The sequence below is a fragment of the Aequorivita sp. 609 genome (assembly GCF_014212065.1).
In the GTDB taxonomy this organism is placed as follows: Bacteria; Bacteroidota; Bacteroidia; order Flavobacteriales; family Flavobacteriaceae; genus Aequorivita; species Aequorivita sinensis.
In genome coordinates this window covers 281,281-306,572 of sequence record NZ_JACJVM010000034.1, presented here as the reverse complement: position 1 = coordinate 306,572, position 25,292 = coordinate 281,281, and the positions used below count along the sequence as shown (strand labels likewise).

The window sequence follows — 25,292 nt, the reverse complement described above, 5'->3', positions numbered from 1 at the left end:
TTTTATATTGACAACTTGAAACAGGAGTAAAAAAATACAAGGATGTTTAAAACATTCAACATAATCTATAATTAAAAAAGACGAACCTTAGAAACATTTCTAAAATTCGTCTTTAAAGTATTATTCGTTTCGTTCGAAACTTATTCCACAGTAACCGATTTGGCTAAGTTACGGGGTTGATCTACGTTTTTATCTAGCAATACTGCAATATGATAAGAAAGCAACTGCAATGGAATTGTAGTAACCAACGGTGTTAATGCTTCTGGAGTATGGGGCACTTCAATTACATAATCTGCCATATCTCTAACCGCAGTATCTCCTTTAGAAACTACAGCTATAATTTTTCCTTTTCTAGCTTTAATTTCTTGGATGTTACTCACTACTTTTTCGTAATGCTCACTCTTTATTGCGATTACCACAACTGGCATATGCTCGTCAATAAGAGCAATAGGGCCGTGTTTCATTTCGGCTGCAGGATATCCTTCGGCGTGGATATATGAAATCTCTTTTAACTTCAACGCTCCTTCCAATGCCACTGGGAAGTTATAACCTCTACCTAAGTAAAGGAAGTTGCGTGCGTCTTTAAACACTGCAGAGATTTCTTTTATTTTATCCTCGCTTAATAACGCTTCTTGAACTTGATCTGGAATTAATTCCAATTCACGTAAATAAAGCATATAAGCACTGTTAGAAATGGTTCCTTTGGCTTTTGCTAGGCGAAGAGCCATCATTGTTAAAACAGTGATTTGAGTTGTAAACGCTTTAGTTGAAGCAACTCCAATTTCGGGTCCGGCGTGGGTATAACTACCACTATGCGTTTCTCTTGAAATAGTAGAACCAACAACATTGCAAATACCGAAAACAAAAGCACCTTTAGATTTTGCTAATTTAATAGCTGCAAGCGTGTCGGCTGTTTCACCACTTTGTGAAATAGCAATAACAACATCTTTTTCTGAAATAATCGGATTTCTATAACGGAATTCTGATGCGTACTCTACTTCAACAGGAATACGTGTTAAATCTTCAAAAATATACTCCGCAACTAAACCAGCGTGCCATGATGTTCCACATGCAACAATAATAATTCTATCGGCATTTAAAAACTTTTCGATATGGTCTTCAAGTCCGCCAAGCCTTACAATACCTTGGTCGGCAAGGAGTCTTCCACGATAAGTATCTTTAATAACAGAAGGTTGTTCGTATATTTCCTTCAGCATAAAGTGGTCAAACCCACCTTTTTCAATTTGTTCAAGATTTAACTGAAGCTCTTGAATGTAAGGAGCAACTAATTTATCGTCTTTTATTTTTCTGATTTTTACATCACGCCCTAGTCTAATAATAGCTAACTCTTCATCTTCAAGATAAATAGCATTATTTGTAAATTCGATAAATGGGGAAGCATCACTAGCTATAAAAAACTCATCTTCTCCAACACCTATAGCCAATGGGCTACCTAGTTTTGCTACAACAATTTCGTTTGGTTTTTTAATATCGAAAACAGCAATAGCGTAAGCTCCTACTACTTGGTTAAGTGCAATTTGAACTGCTTTTCCAAGTTTTACTTTTTCTTGTTTTTGAATATCTTCAATAAGATTAACTAAAACTTCTGTGTCTGTTTCAGACTTAAAAGTGTACCCTCTATTTGTCAATTCTTTTTTTATTGATGCGTAATTCTCAATAATACCATTATGTATCATTACCAATTCACCATTATTTGAATAATGAGGATGGCTATTTACATCATTTGGAACACCGTGAGTTGCCCAACGAGTGTGTCCTATTCCAACATTTCCTTCGCGATTTATCTCAGTTTTAGCCTTTGCTTCTAAATCTGCAACCTTACCTTGAGTTTTACAAAGCTGGATATCTTTTCCGTCATAAAGTGCAATTCCTGCACTATCGTATCCTCTGTACTCTAAGCGCTTAAGACCGTTTAGAATTATCGGATATGCTTCTCTTTTGCCAATATAGCCTACTATTCCACACATAGTCGAATTTTAATTTGGTTCTGTATAATATATTTGAAGTTTCAGTTTTTTCTCTTGGTTGGATGTTGCATTTCCGTAAATAACGGTTCCTTCAGGAGAAATAACACTACTAGATGGCACCTCTTCGATACTAGGTTCCATAGCTTCTTTTAATTTTTGAGTTGTTCTATTCTTAACATTTTGAGATACAACAATTCCTAAAGGAACGTTTGTACTATCTTTATTTATAATGTTACTAATATGGTCGGTAATTTTTAATTTATAATATTTTCCATTTCCATCAGTACCGCGCTCTAACCTTCCAAAATGATTGGTAAAAGCCTCAATTGGCTCCAAACCGTTTGTTGGGTCGGAAGTGTAATCTACTAAGACGTTGCTGTTTTTTAGGTCGTAAATCATAATACGTTCTGGTTCAGATGCACCACCTGATACGATATCTTGATTTACATAAAAAACAAGGTTTGCTTCATTAACAAGCCATTTTTTACTTCTAAGTAATTCAAGTTCATCGGCAACACCATTATTGTCTAAATCTTTTCCAAAAAGTTCTACAACAGAAATTATTCCATCACCTCCACGAATGTAAAGGTTTTCATTTCCTGTTTCGGTATTTGGATTATCTACAGCTGTTTGTATAGGGCTAGGAAGTTCATTTTCAAAGGTATTAACATTAATACCATTAAAATTTAATTTAAAGACATCGTCTTTTCTTCCTTCACTATCTTCATCGTAATAACTATAGAATATAGAGACATTTGCTTTAGATTGATCAAACAAAAACAAACTACCATCATTAGTAGGGGAGTTTACTTTAAAATAAATTCCTCTTAAATAATTTTTGAAGTTATTGTTGTTTCGCAACTCCTCTTTCCCTTCCATATCAATTATAGCAGTTTGGAAAAAAGTTGAGTCTAATTTAACGCGTAATCCAGGACCTAATTTTTCTTCTTCATCAGTACCTTCATTGTAAATATACCCATTTCTAGTAGGAATGAATTGTTCTACTTTTCCTAATTCGGTATCGATATAGTTTTCAAATTCAGCACCTTGATTGGTATAGTAATTTTGAAATTCTTGAAAACCAGCTTCAGGATCATATTCTCTTAAGAAGTAGTTAGATTTATAAATATTCACATTTATAGGACTGATACCGTAGATTGAATCTAACTCATAAGTAGTTACACTATCCACAGTTGTTCCTTCACTAAAATATGGTAAATACACAAAAACGCTATCTACACGAGCACTATCACCAAACGTTGGATTGTTTTTTTCCATTGTAAGTTGCGATAGCAAGTTTACAGTAGATTTGCCGTAAACAGGGTCATTGTAAACTCCCAATTGGTAGGCAGGAAGTCTATTACTTTGTAATGGACCAAGTTTTTTGCTGTAAGAAATTACAGTGTGCGATTCATCCAAAATACCATTCGGACTTTCATCTCCAAGTATTTCAGAACCAATTGTACTTATATCGCTTTCACAAGAAGATAAGCCAATAATTATAAATAAAATAGTGCCGGCTAGGGGCAACAAATTTTTAATTTTCATTTGCAAATAGTATTTGATAAATAGAAACACCCTGTAAGCAAATTGCTTGCGTTTATTAATTCAAAAGTGTTTACACTTTTTATACCGCAAATAGCAAATAGGCATTTCATCAGTTTCTTTTTAATTGTTTTTTGGTTGAAACTATAAGACGCAAATATTATTGCGAATGTTGAAGAAATTATTTTAATACTTTCTCGCTGTAAAAATCTAAATACGCTTGGGAAAAATTCTCCATATTGTGATAATTTAACACAGGTTTTTCCAAAGTGTTAATATATTCTTCAAGTTCTGCAGGTATTTCTTCAGAACCTTTGATGATGGCGTCAGAATTACCAAGTGCAATCTTCATTAAATTAACGTAAGTTGGATTCTCAAGTCCCATAATTGCTTCATCATCAATAGCATCAAACCTCACTTTGTCTATAGTGTTTTTAGCCAACTCACCATCAAATCCTTGATTGTACACAGAAGTTACAATCTTACTATTTTCAAAAAGTGGTTCAGTTCCGTAGTAATTACGCAGATATAATGGTAAGAATGCAGCCATCCAACCGTGAACGTGAATAATATCTGGAGCCCAATTTAGTTTCTTTACCGTTTCAATTACTCCTTTTGCAAAAAAGATAGCACGTTCGTCGTTATCTTTAAAGAAATTTCCTTCCTCATCTGCAAAGGTTGCTTTTCTTTTAAAGTAATCTTCGTTATCAATAAAATAAACCTGTATACGCTCTTTTGGTATTGACGCTACTTTAATAATTAACGGCATATCTAAGTCGTTAATTACTAGGTTCATTCCAGAAAGTCTAATTACTTCGTGTAATTGATGTCTTCTTTCATTAATATTGCCGTAGCGAGGCATAAAAATTCTAATCTGTCCGCCACTGTTGTTAATCATTCTTGGAGCTTCAAACGACATTGAAGAAATCTCGGTCTCAGGAAGATATGGTATTACTTCGGAAGACACATACAAGACTCTTTTATCTTTCATCTATAGGGTATTTTAAGTGTTAAATGCAATTATTTCCTAAAACAGGAGATTTTTAAAAACACGCAAAATTACGAAAATTTATGTAGATTGTCTTTAATATATTAATTTTGCCGCTCTTAAAACCTTTTTATGGCAATATATACCCACAAGCAATCACTGGTACAAGCTCTTTCACCTGTTAGGGAAAACAATAAAATAGGTTTTGTGCCGACAATGGGTGCATTGCACGAAGGACATATTTCGTTAGTAAAGAAAGCCTTGGACGAAAACGATGTAGTAGTTATTAGCATTTTTGTAAACCCTACTCAATTTAACAATAGTTCAGATCTTGATAAATACCCTCGAACTCCAGAGGACGATATATCTCTACTGCATAGTTTAGATAAAGAACTAATTATATACCTACCCGAGGTTTCAGACCTTTATAGCGAATCAGTCTCATCGAAAAACTACGATTTTGATGGTTTGGAAAATGAAATGGAAGGAAAACATCGAAAAGGACATTTTGACGGAGTAGGGACTATTCTTGATAAATTCTTCAGAATTGTACAACCAGATTCTGCTTATTTTGGGGAAAAAGATTTTCAACAATTGCAAATAGTTAGAAAATTAGTTGAAATTGAAAATCTTCCAGTAAACATTGTAGGGTGTCCAATTCTAAGAGAAAGCAATGGTCTTGCAATGAGTTCGCGTAATAAACGACTAACCGAAAAGCAATTTGAAGAAGCTTCAGTAATTTATAAAGTTTTAAATGAAGTAAAAGAGAATTTCTCATCTACTTCTATATCAGCTTTAAATGAATTAGTTGCGGAACGATTTTTGCAAAACCCTCATTTAAATCTCGAATATTTTGAAATTGCTGATGAAGGAACCCTTAAAACAGCTGAGCAAATAAGCAATGGCGCAAAATACAGGGCTTTTATAGCGGCATACGCAGGAGAAGTGAGGTTAATAGATAATATGTCATTAAATTAATACCTTTGCAAAATGCAAATACACGTAGTAAAATCTAAAATCCATAGAGTAAAAGTTACCGGTGCCGATCTTAATTATATCGGTAGCATCACTATAGACGAGGATTTGATGGACGCCGCCAATATTATTGAAGGCGAAAAAGTTCAAATTGTAAATAATAATAACGGTGAACGTCTTGAAACCTATGCAATTCCAGGTCCGAGAAAAAGTGGTGAAATCACTTTAAACGGAGCGGCTGCAAGAAGAGTAGCTCCTGGCGATATCCTTATTTTAATTACTTACGCAATTATGGATATAGAAGAAGCAAAAGCTTTTAAACCTGCATTGGTTTTCCCAGACGAGGCAACCAATCTTTTGCGTTAAATTGAATCGCTTCTTTTTAAAATTTTTGAAAATTGCCATTCCTTTAGGATTGGGGGTTTTTCTAATTTGGTATATATACCAATCATTTACACCGACACAAATTGCTGAAACGAAGAAGTATTTTGCCGATGCAAATTACGGATTTGTATTACTTTCAGTTTTTCTGAGTGTCCTTAGTCACTTTTCACGCGCATATCGGTGGAGCTTTATGCTAGAGGCCATTGGGTATAAAACAAAAATTGCCAATAACTTTATGGCTGTTTCTGTAGCTTACCTAATGAATATATTTATTCCAAAAAGCGGGGAAGTATCAAGGGCTGTAATTTTAGATAAATACGAAAATGTGCCATTTCAAAAAGGATTTGGTACTATTATATCTGAAAGAATTGTCGATTTACTATTCTTACTATTTTTTACAGCTCTAGCCTTCATTATTAAATTCGAAATACTTTACGATTATATATTTGAAGCTATTCCAGCTTCCATTTTATATGTGCTCGCTGCTGGAATTCTATTAATAATTATTAGTGTTCCTATTTATATCCGGTTTTCGAAGTCTAATATAAATAAGCGATTAAAAGATTTTATAATAGGATTAAAGGAAGGTGTTTTCAGTATTTTGAAAATGAAAAAAAAGGGTCCTTTTATTCTCCATACATTTTTTATTTGGGGCTTATATATATTATCGTTTTACACTGCAATGCACGCTTTACCAGAAACATCTAACATTTCGATAGGCACTATTATTATTACTTTTGTAGTAGGTAGTTTTACCTTTGCGTTCACAAATAGTGGTTTTGGTACTTATCCTGCTGCAATTGCGGGGATATTATCGGTTTTTGGAATTGCCAAAACTGTTGGCGTGGCATTAGGTTGGATTGTATGGATTTCCAATATAAGTTCCATCGTTATATTCGGTGTTCTTTCCTTGATCTTGTTGCCTATTTATAATCGAGACAAGTAAATGTTATAATTAAGCTAATTTAAAAAACAACAATTTTAAAATTGGTTATTTTACAGTCAGAAGCTGAAAAAAATCGTTTATATGAAAAAAATTATATTTTTTGCATTTTTTGCAATAACATTCGGTACAGTTAATTCACAGGTGATTTATGAAGAATTCAATTCAAAAAAACTGGACGAAACGCGAAAACTTAAAATACAGTTACCCAGAAATTACGAAACAAATACAGATAAAAAATATCCAATAGTTTTAGTACTTGATGCTGATTATTTGTTTGAACCTGTTGCTGGTAATGTAGACTACTTTAGTTATTGGGAGGATATGCCTGAAGCAATTGTTGTAGGTGTTATGCAATCAGGAAGTAGATATAAAGATGGAGAATATGACGACCGTAGTTATATGCCAATTGACAAAGGAGCTAGTTTTTTTGAATTTATCGGGTTAGAATTGATTCCATACATAGATGAAAATTATAGAACAGCTAAATTCATTATTGGGGTTGGACATGACTTTACTGCAAACTTTTTGAACTACTATTTATTTAAAGATCCTCCATTGCTAAACGGATATATAAACTTAAGCCCAGACTTAGCGCCAATGATGGAAGAGCGTCTTGTACAACGTATCCCACAAATTCCTGAGAAACTATTTTATTACTTGGCTACTGGTACAGACGATATAAAGGGATTAAAAGAATCTACTGAAAGTTTAAATAATCAATTAAAGGGTATAGAGAGCGAAACTTTTAATTACTACTACGACAATTTTGAAAATGCGACGCATTATACATTAGTGGGGCGTGGTATCCCTAATGCTTTAGAGAAAATATTTTCTGTATATAGACCAATAAGTAAAGCAGAATTTTCTGAGGTATTAATGAATAAGGATACTCAAGTATATCAATACCTAATTGATAAATATCAAATTATTAAAGATTTGTTTGGATTAGATATACCTATTAGAATTAACGACTTTATTGCCGTAGGAACAGCTGCAGAAAAGCAAAATCAATGGGAAGCTGTAGAAAACCTAGCGAAACTTGCTAAAAAACAATACCCCGATAATGTTTTAGGTGATTATTATTTGGGGCGTTTTTATGAATCAAAAGGAGATTACCGAAAAGCAATTAGAATTTACCGCAGCGGTTTTGGAAAACAAGATGCAGATTTTATTACCCAAGAATTACTTTTAGACTTAGCAGACGACTTAAGTACTAGAGATTAAATTTCTCGAATTGCTTTTTTGTGAATTATAACCCAATTACTCAATGAGTGATGAGTGCCATTTAATTCTAATTTAGAAAGTATATTGCTGCGATGTTTTTCTACCGTTCTTGGTGAAACACATAGGTTATCGGCGATTTCAGCAGTACTTAGCTGTTGTGCAATCAATTTTAAAATTGTTTTTTCTGAAGCTGTTAAAAGCTTTATTTTCTTTAAATCGTCTGATACTGTTTGAAGTGATGACGGCTCAAAAGATTTACTAAAATATGTTTTTCCTTGAATTACATCACTAATACACTTTTCAATTTCAGAAAATGAATCCTCTTTAAGAAGATATCCATTTATTTGAAGTGATTTGGCTTGGGATATATAATCACTCTCTTTGTGAAATGAAAGCACAATAAACTTTGTATTAACTTCCTTTTCTTTTGCCATTTTTATAACTTCAAATCCGGTTAATAATGGCATATCTATGTCTAAAAGAGCAATTGTTGGTTTATAAGTTAAAATATGTTCTAATGCTTGTAAGCCGTTTATTGCTTTTCCCACAACATTGTAGTTATTAGAAGTTAGCTCATCGTTCAATCCTTTTAAAATCATTGGATGATCGTCTGCGATTACGAATGTTACATTGTTTTTTACAATCATTTAAAGTGGTGTAGATAAAGTTATTTGGGTACCCTTATTTATTTGACTTTTGATGTCAATTTTGGAATTCAGAATTTTAGCGCGTTCTACTAAAGTTTGCATCCCTAAACTATTATTAAATTTTAATTTATCAATACTGTCAAATCCTTTGCCGTTGTCTACAATTGTAGTCTCTAAAAAGTTATTTTTCTTTGCAATTTGAATATAAGCTGCTTTTGCATCAGAATGTTTTATCATATTGTTCAACACTTCTTGAATAATTCTGTATAAATGTAAGGATGCATCCTTACTTAACAAAGCATCTATATCTTCAATTTCGTGTGTAAAAAAGATATTTGTATTGTCGTCAACTTCGTTTATTAACTTTATTATTGCTGCTGTTGGTCCTAGTTTTTCCAGAGTAGCTGGGTGTAAACCTCTAGAGATAGTACGAAGTTCATCTAAAGTATTTCCCGCTAAGGTTTCCATTTCAGTATTACCAAGGGATTTCGTTTTCTTGGTAAGCAACATTAGCTTTTGTCCCACACTGTCGTGAAGTTCCCGAGCTACTCGTATCCGCTCTCGTTCTTGAGCTTTAATTAGATTATGAGTGTAAATTTCATTTCTTTTTTGCTCTTGCTTATTTTTATAATAGATAGAAATAAAGACACCCAAAGAAATAAATGTCAAAAGAGAAAACCAAAACCATCCTGTTCTCCAAAATGGCAGTTTTATAGTAAAATTGTATTGGTAGGGTTTAGACTGCCAATCTCCAATCCCATTGTCCGCAATAAATTCGAAAGTATAATCTCCAGGTGGTAAAAATGAAAACACAGCTTTTGGATCGGAGGTGGCTGGTGACCATTCATCCCCGTCACGTAACCCTTTCATTCTATATTGATATTTAACCTTTTCTGGATTTGTAAATGTTATTGCCTCCATTAAAAAAGTTAAATAATTCTTTTGATAAGGCAGAATAATTCTATTAGAGCTACGGTATAAACTATCTTCCAAGGGTTCAGAAAACAAAAGCACATCAGATAGATTTAACCTTGGAGGTTGAAAATTTTGTATATACTCATCTTCCCTAAAGGTAATAATTCCATTTATAGACGAAGCTAATACCGTCTTTTTATGGGTGACATGTAGCGAATTAAAATCTATGTCGTTTTCTAAAAAATGTGAAACAGTGTTAAAATGTTTACTAGATATACTATCCTTTTCTAGTAATAGGTTTAAATCAACTTTATAGAAAACATCCCGTCCTGCTATCCATAAATCTTTATCATCAACCTTTAATGCGCGGAAATAATTTAAATTAATTAAGCGCGAAATATCCAATATCTTTATCTTGAATTCCTCATTTTCTAGCTTTATATAATAGAAGTTTTTTTCATTTCCAGCTATAATTTCGTTTTCACTTATTACATCTATGCTTCTAAAATTATTATGTTCATAAAAGTCAATACCAGGTATGGGGCTAACTTTGTTGTTATGAAGTTGGTATAAACCACTGATTTTGCAAAGAATAAGACGATCTCCTATTGGTACAACCCCAACGCTTCGAGAAGAATTTATAAAATAGGTAGAGTCTTTAGTTATGGCTTTAATCCTGCTAGTTTCAAAAAGCAGCGTACGATTTTCATCTTTATAGATTAAATTATAGACACCCGTGTCTATAACTTTTGGTGGTTTATTTTTGGAATATTCTTTTACATCCTGATTTGTAGAAGCTAACAAAGTGTTCTCAGGAGTTATAAACAAGTTGGTTACAGGTTTATTATCTGTAAAATAACGAACGTTTTCCGGACTCGTAACTGCTATCGCACCGGCATCAGTTGCAATAATTAACTCGTCGTCCCACTGCACAAAATCATTGACAAAGTTCGATGGCATCCCCTGTTCCTTATTGTAAATTTTAAACGAAGTATCCCGAAAACGAATTATTCCTTCTCCGTAAGAAGTCATCCAGTGGTTCCCTTCAGTGTCTTTAATAATACTGTAAATATACTTACTTGGCATTCCTTGCTTTTCGTTATATATGGTAATCTTACCTGATTTCTTATTAAAAACCCCAAAACCATTTCCTTCAAAAGCTAAATAAAGCTCATTTTCATTTTCTTCCAAAATATCATAAACGCGGTTTAAGTCAAATTCGTTAGGGTTGAAATTGTAATTAGTGATTTTGCCTTTATCTATTTTGTTTAGACTTCCGTATGTACCTAACCAAATAATTTTATCATCATCGATTAAGATGGAATAACAAATTTTATTTATTCCGTCTTTGTCACTATATATATTTTCAAGTTTGAGAGTGTCCAGCGTTAATTTGAAAACGCCATTGTTGGAAGAAGTAATAAAAATGGTATTATCGTCGTACCAAGCAGATTTTAATAGAGTAGCATTATTAGTTACATTGTAATTAATATCAAGTTTTTCCCACTTTCCATTTTTATAAGACGCTATGCCTCTTGCAAATACAATGTAAATTGTGCCATCCTTGGCTTCTAAGAAACTATTTGCACTTCCTAAAAATTTAGTCTCAAAAGTTTCACTAAGAACTACTTTTTCATCTTGAATTACACAAACACCTTTGTTTAGGGTTCCTACCCAAATTCTTTCCTTAGAATCTTCAAAAAGGCTAAAGCTTATATTTGAAGTTAGCCCGTTTTCAGTAGTATAGTTTTTAAAAGTTTTTCCATTAAAACAACTCACCCCTCCTATAGAGGAAATCCAAATTCTATCTTTACTATCTTGAAGTATTGCGTGGGTCTCGTTGCTAATTAAACCATCTTCTACTTTGTAGTTTTTAAATTGAAGCTGCTGAGCAATACTACTCAACGAAAAAACACTTAATAAAAAAAGAGTGAGGAATAAGCGTTTCATTTATAGATGGTTTCTACAGTAAATATATTTAATTTAGCGGAATTATTATGGCTAAAACTAAAACAACATTTTTTTGTCAGAATTGTGGAGCACAATTTGCAAAGTGGCAGGGGCAATGTACTTCCTGTAAAGAATGGAATACAATTGCAGAAGAAGTAATCCAAAAAGCTGAAAAGTTAAGTTGGAAATCTTCTGAAACCACCGCTAAGCGACTGGCAAAACCGCAACGTATTTCCGAAATTTCAACTCAAGCAGAAGCTAGATTAGATACTCAAAATAACGAGTTAAACAGAGTGTTAGGTGGCGGTTTGGTTCCAGGTTCATTAACGCTTTTAGGGGGAGAACCGGGAATAGGGAAAAGTACCTTAATGCTTCAAATTGCATTACAACTTCCCTATAAAACACTTTATGTTTCAGGAGAAGAAAGTGCGCAGCAAATTAAAATGAGAGCCGAGCGTATTCAACCAAGCTCAGAGAATTGTTTTATTTTAACCGAAACTAAAACACAAAATATCTTCAGAAATATAGAAGAAGTTGCTCCAGACATCGTGGTAATCGATTCTATACAGACTTTACATACAGATCATATTGAAAGTGCTGCAGGTAGTATTTCTCAAATTCGAGAAACTACTGCTGAACTTATAAGGTTCGCAAAAGAAACCGCTACACCAGTAATTTTAATTGGTCATATTACTAAAGATGGCAATATCGCTGGACCGAAAATATTGGAGCATATGGTGGATACCGTCCTGCAATTTGAAGGTGACAGAAACCATATTTATAGAATTCTTCGCGCAAATAAAAACCGTTTTGGAAGCACCAACGAATTAGGAATTTATGAAATGCAGGGCAGTGGTCTTCGCGAAGTGTCAAACCCTTCAGAAATTTTAATTTCTAAAAACGAAGAAGATTTAAGTGGAACTGCAATTTCTGCAACACTAGAAGGAATGCGTCCACTTATGATTGAAATTCAAGCTTTGGTTAGTAGTGCGGTATATGGTACGCCTCAACGTAGTGCAACGGGATATAATGCCAAGCGACTAAATATGATTCTTGCTGTTTTAGAGAAACGAGCCGGTTTTAAACTTGGCGCTAAAGATGTTTTTTTAAATGTAACAGGGGGCATAACAGTGGATGATCCAGCAATAGATTTAGCAGTTGTAGCAGCTGTACTTTCATCAAATATTGATATTGCAATAGACAAACGACTTTGCTTCGCTGCTGAGGTTGGTTTAGCAGGGGAGGTGCGTCCTGTAACTCGAGTAGAACAACGAATTTTAGAAGCAGAGAAACTTGGCTTTACTGCGATTGTTATCTCAAAATATTGTAAAATTCCAAAAAACAATTTCCATATAAATATTATTAAAGTGGCTAAAGTTCACGATGTGGTACACCATCTATTTGGTTGATGATATTCTTGAATGTGAATCGAATAAGCTCGCTAATTGTTTTAAAAAGTGTGCTCAAAGACGGGATGGCTTTTGGTAATTTTTCTATTAACTTAGTCTCGCAATGAATCAAAGAACATTTATTATCTTATTTTTTTTGGGATTACTACTTGCGGGTTGTAAGGAAGATGTTCAAGAGAACGTAGAAATTTCTGAAAAACCTTTAAAACTCCCTGCGCGTTTAGCTTATGAGCAACAATTTTCTGAAAACGACTCAACTTTTATTCGTTGGAAGGAAGCTTTTCAAAAAGCTAAGCACGACAACCTTCAAATAACGCTTCCGTATTCTGAAAGTGGAGTTTATACCGAAGATGAATTAAATGTTTACAGTTATAACATTCAACTTAAAGAAGGGGAACGAATAGTTGTAGATCTTCAAAAACAAGTTGATTCCAGTTTAGTTTTTATTGACTTTTTTGAAGTGAAAAAGGATTCTTTAAGGCTGCTAACAAGCGCTGAAGAATTTGAATCTATGTTTTCAAAAGAAATCGAAGAATCGGGTTTATACAAGCTAATTCTTCAGCCGCAATTAAACATGAAAGGCTCTTTTCAGTTAAAAATATATTCTGAACCGCTATATCCGTTTCCAGTTGTTGGCGGGGTTAATAAAGATATTCAAGGGTTTTGGGCAGACCCACGGGATACGGGAAGTCGTTCCCACGAAGGAGTGGATATTTTTGCCGAGCGAGGAACACCAGTTATTGCAATTACAGATGGAACAATCTCTTCTACAGGAAATGGCGGGTTTGGTGGTTTACAAGTTTGGATAACCGATAAATTAAAGAAAAAGAGAATTTACTATGCCCATTTAGACAGCTTTATAGTTTCTGAAGGTGACAAAGTGAAAATTGGTGATACTATTGGTTTTGTTGGAAACACGGGTAATGCTATAGAGCTTCCTCCACATCTACATTTTGGAGTTTACAAGGAACAAGGTGCTGTAAACCCAATTTCATTTATAAAGAAAACCGAAATCCAAACCATTGATCAACCTTCAATAGTTAATCGAGCTGTGGTTAAAAGGCATATTGCTGAGGTTCGAAAAGGTCCTGCTTCCATTTTTCCACAATTATGTGTGCTTCGAAAAAATGACACTATAAGCGTATTGGGAAAAAGCCAAGAATGGTTTCATATTCAGTCTTCAAAAGGTTTAAAAGGATATGTATACGAGAGGGAAGTTACTCCACTTTCATCAAATTAACTTTTATTTAGCCATTCACAAATTCACATATTGGTATCTTTAGGAGTCAACTCTTAAAAAAACCACTATGTCTATTTTTAAAAAAATAAAGCAAACAATAAGTTTAATGCAGGATATTGATCTTGATGCCTTGGGGAAACTTTCACAAAAAGTTGATTTACCAGAAATAATGAAAACTGTTGGGGAACTCGATGATAGGCAGTTGGCTGGCTTGATGAAAATGTTAAAACATAAAGGAGGCAAAAAGGGGCAACATAAATTACCTCCTATAGATGGGGATTTTTATGATTTGGCCTTAAAGTTAACACCAGAACAACGCGAGCTGCAAATTAAAGTGCGCAATTTTATGGAAGATGAGATAAAGCCAATTGCAAATGAGTATTGGAATAAAGCTGAATTTCCATTTCAGATTATTCCAAAAATGGCTGAACTAGACATCTGTGGAATAGCATACGAAGGTGTAGGGTCGCAAAATCATCCGTTTTTAATGGAAGGTATTATAGCCATGGAACTGGCTCGAGTTGATGTCTCCATCTCTACATTTTTTGGCGTCCATAGCGGTTTGGCAATGGGGTCAATTTATGTTTGCGGAAGTGAGGAGCAAAAACAAGAATGGTTACCTAGAATGCAGCGTATGGAGCTAATAGGGGCCTTTGGGCTTACAGAACCAGAAGTTGGCTCGGCAGTGGCAGGTGGTTTAGGAACAACTTGTAGAAAAGAAGGGGATGATTGGGTTTTAAACGGACAAAAAAAGTGGATAGGTAATGCTACGTTTGCCGATGTTATAATTATTTGGGCGCGTGATGAAGCTTCAGACCAAGTAAAAGGTTTTTTAGTGCGTAAGGAAAACCCTGGTTTTAAAGCGGAGAAAATGGAGAACAAAATGGCGCTGCGTACCGTCCAAAACGCTATCATAACCCTAACCAATTGTCGAGTACCGGAAAGTGATAGATTACAGAAATGCGATTCGTTTAAAGACACGGCCAAGGTTTTGCGAATGACGAGAGCAGGAGTGGCTTGGCAAGCCGTAGGATGTGCACGTGGAGCTTACGAAGCTGCATTAAAATATACCAAAAAGAGGGAGCAATTTGGAAAGCCAATCGCTTCCTATCAATTAATTCAAAATCACTTAGTAGAAATGGTTGCCAATTTAACGGCAATGCAAACTATGTGTTTCCGACTTTCTGAATTGCAGGATGAAGGTTTATTAACAGATGAACACGCTTCCCTTGCAAAAGTGTTTTGTAGCATGCGAACTCGTGATGTTGTAAGTCGCGCTCGAGAGGTAATGGGCGGGAATGGAATTCTTCTAGAATACGACGTAGCTAGATTCGTGGCAGACGCCGAAGCAATTTACAGTTATGAAGGCACTAAAGAAATTAACATCCTAATTGTAGGGCGCGCAATTACGGGGTATAGCGCTTTTGTTTAATCATTTATTGATAAATGCTTAAAGTTATATTAACAATCTCCATAGGATGGCTCTAGATTAGTAAATTTGCACTAAGATTAAAGCTATGAAATTAAAGGAAATAGATAGGGTAAAGGCCATTACCAAAGAAGATTTTCTGAAGAATTACTTTAAACCCCAAAAACCAGTTGTAATTGAAAGGTTTATAGAGGATTGGCCAGCTTATACCAAATGGAATTTAGACTATATGGCCGAAGTAGCAGGGGACAAGACGGTGCCTTTGTATGATGATCGTCCCGTAAGTCATAAAGATGGGTTTAATGAGCCGCATGCGGAAATGAAAATGAAAGAATACGTAGCCCTTCTTAAAAAAGAACCTACTAAATACCGAATCTTTCTTTGGAATATTTTAAAAGAAGTTCCACAACTTCAGAAGGATTTTTCATACCCAGATTTTGGGTTGAAACTGATGAAAGGCTTGCCGATGCTCTTTTTCGGAGGGAAGGATTCTTATACCTTTATGCATTATGATATCGATTTGGCAAATATCTTCCATTTTCACTTTCAAGGTAAAAAGGAAGTGATTCTCTTTGACCAAACCCAGAATGATTACTTGTATAAAATCCCTCATTCTCTAATTACGAGAGAAGATATAGATTTTCACGATCCAGACTACACCAAGTGGCCCGCCTTAAAAAAAGCCGAGGGATATATTGCTAATTTAGAACACGGAAATGTGTTGTATATGCCGGAAGGGTATTGGCATTATATGCGTTATATAACACCAGGTTTTTCAATGAGTTTACGCGCCATTGCTAGAAACCCGAAAAATTTAGCTAAAGCAATTTACAATATTGTTATTATGCGTTACTACGATCAATTTATGCGAAAAATTAAGGGTCAGAAATGGATTGATTGGAAAAATGAACAAGCTATTGTTCGCACTAATAAAACACTTTAATAATTGTATAATTAACTATATTCGTCAAAAAAATTAAGATGAAAACATTTGCAACTATAATAGCCCTTTTTTGTTTACAATTAACCTTTGCTCAAGCCTATACAGGGAAAGGAGATGTAAAATTTCAAGTCGGTGCCAATTTACAAAATAACGGTACAGGAGTTATGACCAGTTTAGACTTCGGTATGGGTGAAAACATTTCTGTAGGACTTACTTCTTCTTATTTGCTAGATGTTAAAACATACATTACACCTGCAGGTAATGAGGAGCCAATAGCAAAATTTGCAGACCGTTTTGACTTAAAAGCAAGGTTTAATGCCAATTTAGGCAATGTGATAAACGTTGATGAAAATTTTGATGTATATCCCGGACTTTATGCCAGTTTAAAAAACTTTGGAGGTCATTTGGGTGCTCGTTATTTCTTTACTAGTGGCTTTGGTATTTTTACAGAAATGAATATCCCTTTTGCAAAGTATAACACCGATACTTTAACATCTGCTGAAAAACTTCACAATCAGGTAACTTTTAATTTGGGAGCTTCTTTTAATATTTAATAACTATTAAAACGCTATTACATCACTTTCAGATGGTATAACATTGGTAAACACTTCGGATGTGGTGGGAACGAATGGAGTTATAGGATTTTCATCTAAATACCCAGGAGGTAGATTTCCAAGTTTTATAAAATCTGAGAATGTATAGGGCATGCTTTCCATAAAAAGTCCATCAGCATATTTTGTTAGTTGTTTATGTTCAGGGTTGATTAGAACATGCATATGCAAATGAGGAGCAAAGGAATTTCCAGAGTTTCCTAATCGTCCAATTTCTTGACCTGCACTAACAATATCTCCAACCTCCACTAATAAGGAATTTGGAATCATGTGGCAGTAAGTGCCAATGGTTCCGTCGTCGTGTTCAATATAAACAACATTACCGGTAGCGTTATTAATGTCCGTTGGGTAATCTAATTGAAATGGTGTTTGGTTATCTGGGATACCGTCTTCGGTAAAAATAACTTTTCCACCTTTTGCAGCCAATATAGGAAGATTATAACAATACCAATCTTCTAATGCTGAACCGTCGCTATCATAGGGAAGACCATCAACTAATAGGGCATAATCTATAGCGTAACGCTGGGGATTATTTCCTATTAAATATCCTTGTTGAGTAGAATCGAAAAGCGGGTCTGGATATGGAAAAATGGCACGTGTATGGTACGATGTAGCACCAGGAGCACCTTCTGCAAGCCAAACGCCTTGGGGCACAGGAAAGTTAATGCTTATAGGTTCTGGATATTCATTTTCAATTTTTAAATTAAAAGTATGATGTTTTGTATTTCCTTGGTTATCTATGTATTCAAACACATGCTCCATCAAATTTTCCTGCCACCCTTGATTTGGAAATGGAAGCCAAATACTCGCGATGTGCAAATTTTCTCTTGTATTAAAATCACTGTAGTTTAATTGTAATGTATTTGCATTAAATATGGAAACCTTGTTTAATGAAGGTGCTTTTATGTGCATTTCGTAAACTACCCATTCCCCATTAGTATTTTTCACCTTCACAGGAGGTGTGGGTAAAGCCACAAGTATATTAGGTGAAGCGTCTATAGATTCATTCTTGTTACAGGATAAAGTGAAAAGTACCAAGCTTAATAATAAAATAATGTTTTGAACCATAGTGAGTTAGTTTTTAATCAACTTCATTAAGTTTGCTGTAAACCAATTCTGGTTTCCAACCTCTGTAAAATAAATAATCTGCCAATTTTTTTCGCTTTTTTTTTATTTTTTTTCTGAATCCAATTGTTTCAACCGCTTCTATACCAAATCTTTAAAGGCTTTTTGATATTCCGAGTTAATAATTTCTATTAACCTTATCCAAACATTGAGTTTGAATAGTTTATGTGTTTAAAACCTAAATCTTCCATATAAAATTCCATAGCGTGGAACGGCTTCAAATACTGTAGCGGTCTGTACATAATCGGAGCTATTTTCAAAAATATATTCTTTGTCGTTAAATATATTAATAATCTTTAGTCCTAAAGTCCAGTTTTTACCTTTCGGACGAAATTCGATTTCCGCATTGTTGGTCTCATAAAATTGTGAAGAAACTAGATATCCTTTACTTTCAAGGGTGGCAATGAATACTTTGTTTATATTGAAAATGGTTTTCAGTTCAAATTTATAACGTTCGTTACGTATTGTATTTCTTCCATTTTCACCTGCATTTATAGTATAGTTTGCTAAAAATTTAAAATTAACCACTCCTTTTAAATAGGTAGTTCCCGATAAATAATATTGCGAAGTGTTGTTTTTTAACTTTGTATTTTTATTATTAATTATTACAGCTTGTTCAGAAAACTGTTTCTGATACCCAATTTTAACAGAGGTATTTATAGGGTCAATATATGAAGTAAAACTAGCTTGAAACAACCATAATTTTTGTCCTGGACTAAATATACTTTGAGTTATATCTGTATTTTGGCCAAGAGAGTTTTTAAAACTTACTTGATTCAAAAATTTGCGATGAGTGGCTGAAACGTTAAATAATATCCGCTTTTCCACTTTCGAAAAAGTATAGTTAAAAGTGTAACTGTGACTTTTAAGAGCCTCTGGTTTTGAGATACCAAGACTCAAGTTGCGATAACTTTTTATCATAAAATTATCCGTAAGATAGTTTAATCTTGGTATTTCGGAGATATAGGAATATTTAAAATGATAGGTGCCCGTTTTAGTTTTTCTTATCCTCAAACCAGCACTTGGATTGGGTAGAAAAAAGTTATTTGAAAAATTGTTTTTATTGTAACTGTTCCAGATAGCATCTAAGTTTGCGTAAAGCAAAACATCTTGATACAATTCTTCTTCTATTTTAAACTGCAAATGTGGGATTAGACTGCGAGCCGTATTTCTACCGGAAAGACTATCAATCTTTTCATTTTGGTTTTGAAAGCCTAAATAGGATTTAGTTTTTATGGTTTCGTTAATATGCTGAAAACCCCCGGTAAATGAGTAAGAGGTTTTATTGTTTTTAAAAACAAGACTTGCATCCAAGCCCTGATAATCCAAGGTAGTATTATAATCTGAATAACTTAAAGTATTTTGATTTACACTGTCAGCAATAAAAGTATTTGGTAAGATTTGGAAAATCTGGTCTAACTTTTTGCTTCCAACATAAAAATCAATAACAACAGCTCCAGATTTTATCTTCTGGGTAAGTTGGATTTGGGTCTCTTGTTCCCTCGTTTTATTTCGAAGAGTTTCTTGAATGTTTTCCTCATTAAAGAGTAAGCTGTTTTTACTTGTTCCATTTAAAAAGGTAAGTGTATTGGCAACTGTAATGTTTCTGTCTTTTGTAGGCGTAAAGGTAATTTTTAGATCATTGCTAAGATTAAATTTTTGTTGGTTAAAAGAGTTTTGTTCTTTGAAGAAAATATCTTTTGGTTCTACAAAGTATTGATACTCGCTTTTATAATATTGCTCAAATGAATCATTGTAATAATAAAGAGAGTTTCGTAGTTTAATACTATCCGAGAAACGTTTGTTTATTAAAAGGTTATTCGAAAATGAAGTGTTTTCGATATAATTCTCGGTATTTAGTTCATTTGTGCTACCGCTTAAAAAGACAATTGGATTTTGATTAATAGAAAAATCCTTAGTAAAATCGTTAAAACCAATTGGAGAATAGGTATAGACGCCAAACTGTCTATCGGCTGGACTACCAGTATTATTTGTATTAGCGAGGTTGAGTAATTTTACAAGTGGATTTATTACACCTAAATTTACATCGCCCAAAAATCTATTTTCAATACCACCACCTATTTCGGCTTTTCCAAAGAGAACAGACTTTTTATCTTTTTTAAGTTTAAGGTTTAAAACAATATTTTCAGAAGAAAGAAATTGTTTTAAAACGGGATTTTCATCGTAATTATTTATTATTTCAATTTTATCGAGAACAGTGATGTCAAGGTTTTTTGAAATTACTTTGTAGTTACTATCTGCAAGGTCATCACCTTCAATTAATATCTTTTGAATGGGTTTGCCTAATGCCCGTATATTCCCATCATCATCAACCTCAATACCAGGAAGTTTTTTTAGCATATCTTCAACGGTACGCTCGCTGGCATCCTTAAAAGCCGAAATACGGAAACTAATGGTATCGCGGTTTATTTTTATTTTTTCATCTGCTTTTAAAACTACTGTGGTGAGTGTTTCAGTTTTCTCGTTTAGTTGGAAATCGCTAACATGATTTACTTGAGATTCAATAAAACGTATTTTTAAATTTTTTGAAGCAAATCCTAAGCTCGAAGCTGTAAGTGTAATTTCTGCAAAATTATTTACCTTTAAATTGTAATAGCCATTGATATCCGTATAGGTATAGCTAACCACCTCATCACCATTTTTAGCAATAACCAAAGCATCTTCTATGGGTTCTGATGTAGTTCCATTGGTTATTGTGCCCGTAACAGTTTGAGCCCCAGCTAGTGAAATGTAAAACCAGAATAAAAATAAAAGATATATTTTTAAAGTTTCATTATTTACTTTATTTATCCTCAACATCAAAAACTTCAATATAAGAATTTTTCATTGTATCGTTGGAGTAGGTTTCTATATTCATTTTTTCAGCAACCATTTTTCCAGCAATTTGCGATTCTTTAAAGTTTTTGATTTGGATTTCTTTAAACGTTTCTATACTTATCCAATCTTTCCCTTTTGGTGGAGTAACTTGCTTGAAAGTTGATATCATTGTGGTAACCGGATATTCAAGCGATTTAAAGTACCAGAAAATTTCTTTGTTGGTATCATAGGCCTCCAGAATAATCCCTGGTAAACCCTGTAACTTCCATGGCCCATAGGGTAGTGGTATGTCTGGTGCGAACCAGGCTGTATAATCGCGACCTCTAAAGGTGGCAGTAGCTTTTTGGCAAGTAAGTTGTCCTATGTTTTTAGTTTCCTTTTCAATCTTCCAACTAATTTTAGGTGTTTTTTCTTTTACATATTTAAAACCAAGATCACGGGCATAGAAACTGTCTTTTTTAATTAAATTGTTATACTGAAATCCTTTTTCGTTGGTTACTGCTGTAAAATTACTACTTCCTTGTGCAGTAATAACCGATTTTTGACCATCAATTTTAGTCTTTTCCAAAGAATCTTTCCTTGTGATGTATAACGATGAATTATTATCAAACATTAATATCGCATTGTAATCTACACCTATGGGTGCGCCCAAACTTAAGCTTTGTATTTCGCCATAGCGAATCAAACCCTGTTCTGTTTGTGATATACAAATGGTAAATTTTAAAATAGTTAAAAATAATAGTAAGACTTTTAAAGGCATAATTGTATGTTATAAAAATTCTTTAAATAAGACTAATAATTAGTTAGATAGTATTAACAGGAAGCTAAAAATTGTTCAATACCTGCATCTGCATTTTCACAATCAACAACAGCCATATACTCATAAACTCCATCTTCATTACAATCGACACCAATAAGTGTTGTGCAAATAATCGCAGGAGCTAGTTCGGTAATAACGTTCTTTTTAGAGATCTCTATCTCTACTGATGAATTATTATTTTCGGCATAAACACCAAATTAAAATAATAGCCCAATTACTAATGTTATGATTTTTTTTCATAACATAAAAATTTAAAATTAGCCTGCTCTATTGCGGACTTTTCAGCTTACGTCCATTCTAAAGGGGAGAGTATGAAAGGTCAGCGCGCTTTGACAATTCAAGTATAGAATGCTTAAATATATATCTTAAATTCAAAATATTACATAACATTATTACTTTATTTCTAAAGTTTTCATATAAACCAACTCACTTTCCCACCCGCGATAAAAGAGATAATCTGCCAGCTTTTTTCGTTTTTTTTGAAGATTTTTTTCCGAACTTAATTGCTGCAACCGCTTTTCGGCTAAGGCTTCAAATGTTTTAATGTATTCAGAATCTGGTATTTCCTTTAGCGCAATTTTAATGTTGAATTTTGAAATTTGTCGCATTTTCAATTCATTCACTATTCTATTTCGCCCCCATTTTTTCGTTCTAAACTTTCCACGGGCAAAGGTTTGAGCAAACCTTGTTTCATTTAAAAAATTGTGACGTAATAAGTGGTCTATAATTTCATCTATCGCTAAGGGTATCATACGCATCTCGTAAAGCTTTTGCTGCACTTCCTTATGGCAACGCTCCTGGTAGGCGCAATAGCGTTCTAATCGCCTTTTAGCTTCATCTACGGTGTATGTTTTATTTTCATTCATAATATGAAAGCTAGTGACTTTAAATCCTACTAGGACTTAAGATCAGTTAGATTTCCCTAGCATCTTTACGATAGTTATTCTGCTAATATTGCATTGCAAAGTTCGCAAAGATATCTTACATAGGTCGATTATAACATTAGAAACTTAAAGACACAAAAAAACCCCTTTCGAAGAATTTCTTCAAAAGGGGTTTAAAATTATTTTATCAGTTTTCCATCTTTATCGTGGAAATGATATTCGAGATATGTGTATGCATCTCGAGGTTGAATTTTCACCCATTTTTTATGTTCCAAAAACCATTTGGTTCGGACGCTTGGGAAACCTTTTGTTAAAAAGGCTGCTATAAAAGGATGTGTATTAAGTGTTATCTTTTTATAGTCTTTTTTGAAAAGGCGTTTTACCTCTTCATTAATTCTGTTTATAACGATTATAGGTGCTTCAATCTCGCCATCGCCTCCATTACTAGGATCTTCTTCGCGAGTTTTGATGTTCAACTCTGGCCTAACTCGTTGACGGGTTATTTGTATTAACCCAAATTTACTTGGTGGGAGTATTTTGTGCTTTGCTCTATCGTCCTTCATTTCATCACGAAGGTGGTTGTAGAGCTGTTTGCGGTGTGCGGCATTTGCCAGATCGATAAAATCTACCACAATTATTCCTCCCATATCGCGTAACCTAAGCTGTCTTGCTACCTCGGTAGCAGCAATTAAATTCACTTCTAACGCTGTGTCTTCCTGTGTTTTTTGCTTGTTACTTCGGTTACCACTATTCACGTCTATTACGTGCATGGCTTCTGTATGTTCTATAACTAAATAAGCCCCTTTACTACCTGTAACAGATTTTCCGAAAGAAGTTTTTATTTGTCGTTCAATTCCAAATTTTTCAAACATTGGAACATTAGAATCATAATGCTTTACGATATTGTCTTTGTTTGGTGCAATCTCCTGCACATAATCTTTTATTTGCAAGTATAGAGTTTCATCGTCGATATGTATTGCTGAGAATGAATCGTTAAACATATCGCGGATTAGAGAAGCTCCTCTATTTAGCTCGCTTAGCACTTTTGAAGGGTGGTGCGCCCCTTGTAGCTTCTTACACATCGCTATCCAGCGTTCCATAAGATTCTGTAAGTCTTTGTCCAGTTCTGCTACTTTTTTGCCCTCGGCTACGGTACGTATAATAACGCCAAATCCTTTTGGTTTAATGCTTTTAATCAAGCGTTTTAACCTGTCTTTTTCTTCGTTACTTTCTATTTTTTGAGAAACAGAAACACGATCAGAAAAAGGAACCAATACAATATATCTTCCGGCTATAGATAGCTCAGAGCTTATACGGGGTCCTTTGGTAGATATGGGTTCTTTTACTATTTGAACCAAGATAGATTGATTGTTTTTCAAGGCATTATTAATGTTGCCATGCTTATCAATCTCTTTTTCGAATGGGAAGTCTTTTAGAGTATAATCTTTTAGTTTTCCTGTACTTACACCTTTAACAAATTTTAAAAGTGAAGATACTTTAGGGCCGAGATCGTGATAGTGTAAAAAACCATCTTTTTCGTAACCCACATTTACAAAGGCGGCGTTTAAACCTGGGACTGTTTTACGTATTTTGGCAAGAAAGATGTCGCCAACCGTAAAATTATTATCCTCATCCTCTTTGTGAAGCTCTATAAGTTTTCCATCCTTTAATAGGGCAAAATCAACTTCTTGTGAACCGGACCTAATAAATAATTCGTAGTTCACGTTACATTAATTTTGTTGTCCCGACGTATAATCGGAACTTATTAAACAATATTTTTTCACAGGTTTTTAATTAAAACCCGGCGAAACCGCACCAAAACCAAAAGAAGGTTGTTGCAATCTCATTTTCAAAGAACGATATTTCGTTTGTTTTATTTGGCAACCACACCTAAATGCAGTTGCCAAATTACTTTTAAAACAGAAAAAGTAGTTTAGAACTACTTTTTCTTCTTATGACGGTTAGCGCGACGACGCTTTTTACGTTTGTGAGTCGCTACCTTATGTCTTTTTCTTTTTTTACCACTTGGCATACTAAAGTCTTTTTTGTGTTCCATCCCTTCCTCGAAATTCATCGAGTCGGAACCAAACTGGTTATTACTATTTTATTTCCACATTGGTTTTTACACCTTCAACAAATACTTTTGCAGGTTTAAAAGCCGGGATATTGTGAGCAGGGATTTTTATTGTTGTGTTTTTTGAAATATTTCTTCCAGTTTTTTCGGCTCTAGTTTTAATAATAAAACTACCGAAACCTCTTAAATAAACGTTGTCACCACCTTCAAGAGAATTCTTCACTTCTTCCATAAAGGTTTCAACAGTAGCTTGAACTTCATTCTTTTCCATTCCTAATCTTTCTGAAATCTTAGCTACGATATCTGCTTTCGTCATTATATGTGTATTTTAATTAATTATTCTTTTACTAGAGTTTT

General features: G+C 33.9%; 21 protein-coding genes. 9 read left to right on the top strand and 12 right to left on the bottom strand.

Going from position 1 to position 25,292, the window contains the following annotated elements; genetic code table 11:
- Positions 1 to 140: 140 nt before the first annotated feature.
- The 3 genes from glmS to H4O20_RS10810 all read right to left on the bottom strand — a co-directional run bounded on the left by glmS (position 141) and on the right by H4O20_RS10810 (position 4,524).
- Positions 141 to 1,988: a glutamine--fructose-6-phosphate transaminase (isomerizing) gene (glmS, locus tag H4O20_RS10820; RefSeq protein ID WP_185099258.1), complete on the bottom strand. Its 1,848-nt coding sequence runs from the start codon at positions 1,986 to 1,988 to the stop codon at positions 141 to 143.
- Positions 1,989 to 1,997: 9 nt separating this feature from the next.
- Positions 1,998 to 3,536, bottom strand: coding sequence for a DUF4270 domain-containing protein (locus H4O20_RS10815; RefSeq protein ID WP_139854140.1), 1,539 nt, complete (start codon positions 3,534 to 3,536; stop codon positions 1,998 to 2,000).
- Positions 3,537 to 3,714: 178 nt separating this feature from the next.
- On the bottom strand, positions 3,715 to 4,524 hold the full coding sequence (locus H4O20_RS10810; RefSeq protein ID WP_139854139.1) for a glycogen/starch synthase: 810 nt from the start codon (positions 4,522 to 4,524) through the stop codon (positions 3,715 to 3,717).
- Positions 4,525 to 4,653: 129 nt separating this feature from the next.
- Here H4O20_RS10810 and panC point away from each other — a divergent pair, with 129 nt between their 5' ends.
- From panC to H4O20_RS10790, 4 genes are all read left to right on the top strand, one after another.
- Complete coding sequence (gene panC / locus H4O20_RS10805; protein ID WP_139854138.1) at positions 4,654 to 5,499, top strand: pantoate--beta-alanine ligase; 846 nt, start codon at positions 4,654 to 4,656, stop codon at positions 5,497 to 5,499.
- Between the two features lie 12 nt (positions 5,500 to 5,511).
- Positions 5,512 to 5,862: an aspartate 1-decarboxylase gene (gene panD, locus H4O20_RS10800; protein ID WP_139854137.1), complete on the top strand. Its 351-nt coding sequence runs from the start codon at positions 5,512 to 5,514 to the stop codon at positions 5,860 to 5,862.
- 25 nt (positions 5,863 to 5,887) lie between these two features.
- A complete protein-coding gene (locus H4O20_RS10795) occupies positions 5,888 to 6,826 on the top strand; it encodes a lysylphosphatidylglycerol synthase transmembrane domain-containing protein (RefSeq protein WP_185099257.1) in 939 nt (312 codons plus the stop codon).
- A gap of 81 nt (positions 6,827 to 6,907) precedes the next feature.
- A complete protein-coding gene (locus H4O20_RS10790) occupies positions 6,908 to 8,050 on the top strand; it encodes an alpha/beta hydrolase-fold protein (protein ID WP_139854135.1) in 1,143 nt (380 codons plus the stop codon).
- Here the strand turns inward: H4O20_RS10790 and H4O20_RS10785 are convergent.
- Both H4O20_RS10785 and H4O20_RS10780 read right to left on the bottom strand, forming a co-directional pair.
- Positions 8,047 to 8,697 (bottom strand): response regulator transcription factor, encoded by a 651-nt coding sequence (locus tag H4O20_RS10785; RefSeq protein ID WP_185099256.1) that lies wholly within the window; start codon positions 8,695 to 8,697, stop codon positions 8,047 to 8,049. The two genes, H4O20_RS10790 and H4O20_RS10785, sit on opposite strands and share 4 nt — an antisense overlap.
- Complete coding sequence (locus H4O20_RS10780) at positions 8,698 to 11,562, bottom strand: sensor histidine kinase (RefSeq protein WP_185099255.1); 2,865 nt, start codon at positions 11,560 to 11,562, stop codon at positions 8,698 to 8,700.
- Between the two features lie 47 nt (positions 11,563 to 11,609).
- Between H4O20_RS10780 and radA the strand changes: the two genes are divergently transcribed.
- The 5 genes from radA to H4O20_RS10755 all read left to right on the top strand — a co-directional run bounded on the left by radA (position 11,610) and on the right by H4O20_RS10755 (position 17,137).
- The gene (gene radA, locus H4O20_RS10775) at positions 11,610 to 12,971 is read left to right on the top strand and encodes a DNA repair protein RadA (RefSeq protein WP_185099254.1); all 1,362 of its coding nucleotides are present in this window, start codon (positions 11,610 to 11,612) and stop codon (positions 12,969 to 12,971) included.
- Positions 12,972 to 13,074: 103 nt separating this feature from the next.
- Positions 13,075 to 14,211, top strand: coding sequence for a M23 family metallopeptidase (locus tag H4O20_RS10770; RefSeq protein WP_185099253.1), 1,137 nt, complete (start codon positions 13,075 to 13,077; stop codon positions 14,209 to 14,211).
- A gap of 67 nt (positions 14,212 to 14,278) precedes the next feature.
- Entirely contained in the window at positions 14,279 to 15,643 is a 1,365-nt protein-coding gene (locus tag H4O20_RS10765) for an acyl-CoA dehydrogenase family protein (RefSeq protein ID WP_185099252.1), read from the top strand.
- 85 nt (positions 15,644 to 15,728) lie between these two features.
- Positions 15,729 to 16,583, top strand: coding sequence for a cupin-like domain-containing protein (locus tag H4O20_RS10760; protein WP_185099251.1), 855 nt, complete (start codon positions 15,729 to 15,731; stop codon positions 16,581 to 16,583).
- Between the two features lie 38 nt (positions 16,584 to 16,621).
- On the top strand, positions 16,622 to 17,137 hold the full coding sequence (locus tag H4O20_RS10755) for a DUF6646 family protein (protein ID WP_185099250.1): 516 nt from the start codon (positions 16,622 to 16,624) through the stop codon (positions 17,135 to 17,137).
- 6 nt (positions 17,138 to 17,143) lie between these two features.
- On the opposite strand, the gene H4O20_RS10750 is transcribed toward H4O20_RS10755, so the two are convergent.
- The 7 genes from H4O20_RS10750 to H4O20_RS10725 form a co-directional block, all read right to left on the bottom strand.
- A complete protein-coding gene (locus tag H4O20_RS10750) occupies positions 17,144 to 18,262 on the bottom strand; it encodes a M23 family metallopeptidase (RefSeq protein WP_185099249.1) in 1,119 nt (372 codons plus the stop codon).
- A 228-nt stretch (positions 18,263 to 18,490) separates the two neighbouring features.
- On the bottom strand, positions 18,491 to 21,151 hold the full coding sequence (locus H4O20_RS10745) for a carboxypeptidase regulatory-like domain-containing protein (protein ID WP_185099248.1): 2,661 nt from the start codon (positions 21,149 to 21,151) through the stop codon (positions 18,491 to 18,493).
- Positions 21,123 to 21,917, bottom strand: coding sequence for a GLPGLI family protein (locus H4O20_RS10740; protein WP_185099247.1), 795 nt, complete (start codon positions 21,915 to 21,917; stop codon positions 21,123 to 21,125). The genes H4O20_RS10745 and H4O20_RS10740 overlap by 29 nt, the downstream gene beginning before the upstream one ends.
- A gap of 452 nt (positions 21,918 to 22,369) precedes the next feature.
- The gene (locus H4O20_RS10735) at positions 22,370 to 22,843 is read right to left on the bottom strand and encodes a regulatory protein RecX (RefSeq protein WP_185099246.1); all 474 of its coding nucleotides are present in this window, start codon (positions 22,841 to 22,843) and stop codon (positions 22,370 to 22,372) included.
- A gap of 197 nt (positions 22,844 to 23,040) precedes the next feature.
- Positions 23,041 to 24,585 carry an Rne/Rng family ribonuclease gene (locus H4O20_RS10730; protein ID WP_185099245.1) on the bottom strand — a complete coding sequence of 515 codons (1,545 nt, stop codon included), beginning with the start codon at positions 24,583 to 24,585 and terminating at the stop codon, positions 23,041 to 23,043.
- Positions 24,586 to 24,800: 215 nt separating this feature from the next.
- Positions 24,801 to 24,935 carry a hypothetical protein gene (locus tag H4O20_RS15175; protein WP_260402674.1) on the bottom strand — a complete coding sequence of 45 codons (135 nt, stop codon included), beginning with the start codon at positions 24,933 to 24,935 and terminating at the stop codon, positions 24,801 to 24,803.
- Between the two features lie 25 nt (positions 24,936 to 24,960).
- The gene (locus tag H4O20_RS10725; RefSeq protein ID WP_139854125.1) at positions 24,961 to 25,251 is read right to left on the bottom strand and encodes an HU family DNA-binding protein; all 291 of its coding nucleotides are present in this window, start codon (positions 25,249 to 25,251) and stop codon (positions 24,961 to 24,963) included.
- Between the last annotated feature and the right edge of the window lie 41 nt (positions 25,252 to 25,292).

Bases quoted from the DNA above. Each gene is read 5' to 3' on its own strand.
- glmS (WP_185099258.1), bottom strand. From the start codon at position 1,988: ATGTGTGGAATAGTAGGCTATATTGGCAAAAGAGAAGCATATCCGATA.
- H4O20_RS10815 (WP_139854140.1), bottom strand. From the start codon at position 3,536: ATGAAAATTAAAAATTTGTTGCCCCTAGCCGGCACTATTTTATTTATA.
- H4O20_RS10810 (WP_139854139.1), bottom strand. From the start codon at position 4,524: ATGAAAGATAAAAGAGTCTTGTATGTGTCTTCCGAAGTAATACCATAT.
- panC (WP_139854138.1), top strand. From the start codon at position 4,654: ATGGCAATATATACCCACAAGCAATCACTGGTACAAGCTCTTTCACCT.
- panD (WP_139854137.1), top strand. From the start codon at position 5,512: ATGCAAATACACGTAGTAAAATCTAAAATCCATAGAGTAAAAGTTACC.
- H4O20_RS10790 (WP_139854135.1), top strand. From the start codon at position 6,908: ATGAAAAAAATTATATTTTTTGCATTTTTTGCAATAACATTCGGTACA.
- H4O20_RS10785 (WP_185099256.1), bottom strand. From the start codon at position 8,697: ATGATTGTAAAAAACAATGTAACATTCGTAATCGCAGACGATCATCCA.
- H4O20_RS10780 (WP_185099255.1), bottom strand. From the start codon at position 11,562: ATGAAACGCTTATTCCTCACTCTTTTTTTATTAAGTGTTTTTTCGTTG.
- radA (WP_185099254.1), top strand. From the start codon at position 11,610: ATGGCTAAAACTAAAACAACATTTTTTTGTCAGAATTGTGGAGCACAA.
- H4O20_RS10770 (WP_185099253.1), top strand. From the start codon at position 13,075: ATGAATCAAAGAACATTTATTATCTTATTTTTTTTGGGATTACTACTT.
- H4O20_RS10765 (WP_185099252.1), top strand. From the start codon at position 14,279: ATGTCTATTTTTAAAAAAATAAAGCAAACAATAAGTTTAATGCAGGAT.
- H4O20_RS10760 (WP_185099251.1), top strand. From the start codon at position 15,729: ATGAAATTAAAGGAAATAGATAGGGTAAAGGCCATTACCAAAGAAGAT.
- H4O20_RS10755 (WP_185099250.1), top strand. From the start codon at position 16,622: ATGAAAACATTTGCAACTATAATAGCCCTTTTTTGTTTACAATTAACC.
- H4O20_RS10750 (WP_185099249.1), bottom strand. From the start codon at position 18,262: ATGGTTCAAAACATTATTTTATTATTAAGCTTGGTACTTTTCACTTTA.
- H4O20_RS10740 (WP_185099247.1), bottom strand. From the start codon at position 21,917: ATGCCTTTAAAAGTCTTACTATTATTTTTAACTATTTTAAAATTTACC.
- H4O20_RS10735 (WP_185099246.1), bottom strand. From the start codon at position 22,843: ATGAATGAAAATAAAACATACACCGTAGATGAAGCTAAAAGGCGATTA.
- H4O20_RS15175 (WP_260402674.1), bottom strand. From the start codon at position 24,935: ATGAATTTCGAGGAAGGGATGGAACACAAAAAAGACTTTAGTATGCCA.
- H4O20_RS10725 (WP_139854125.1), bottom strand. From the start codon at position 25,251: ATGACGAAAGCAGATATCGTAGCTAAGATTTCAGAAAGATTAGGAATG.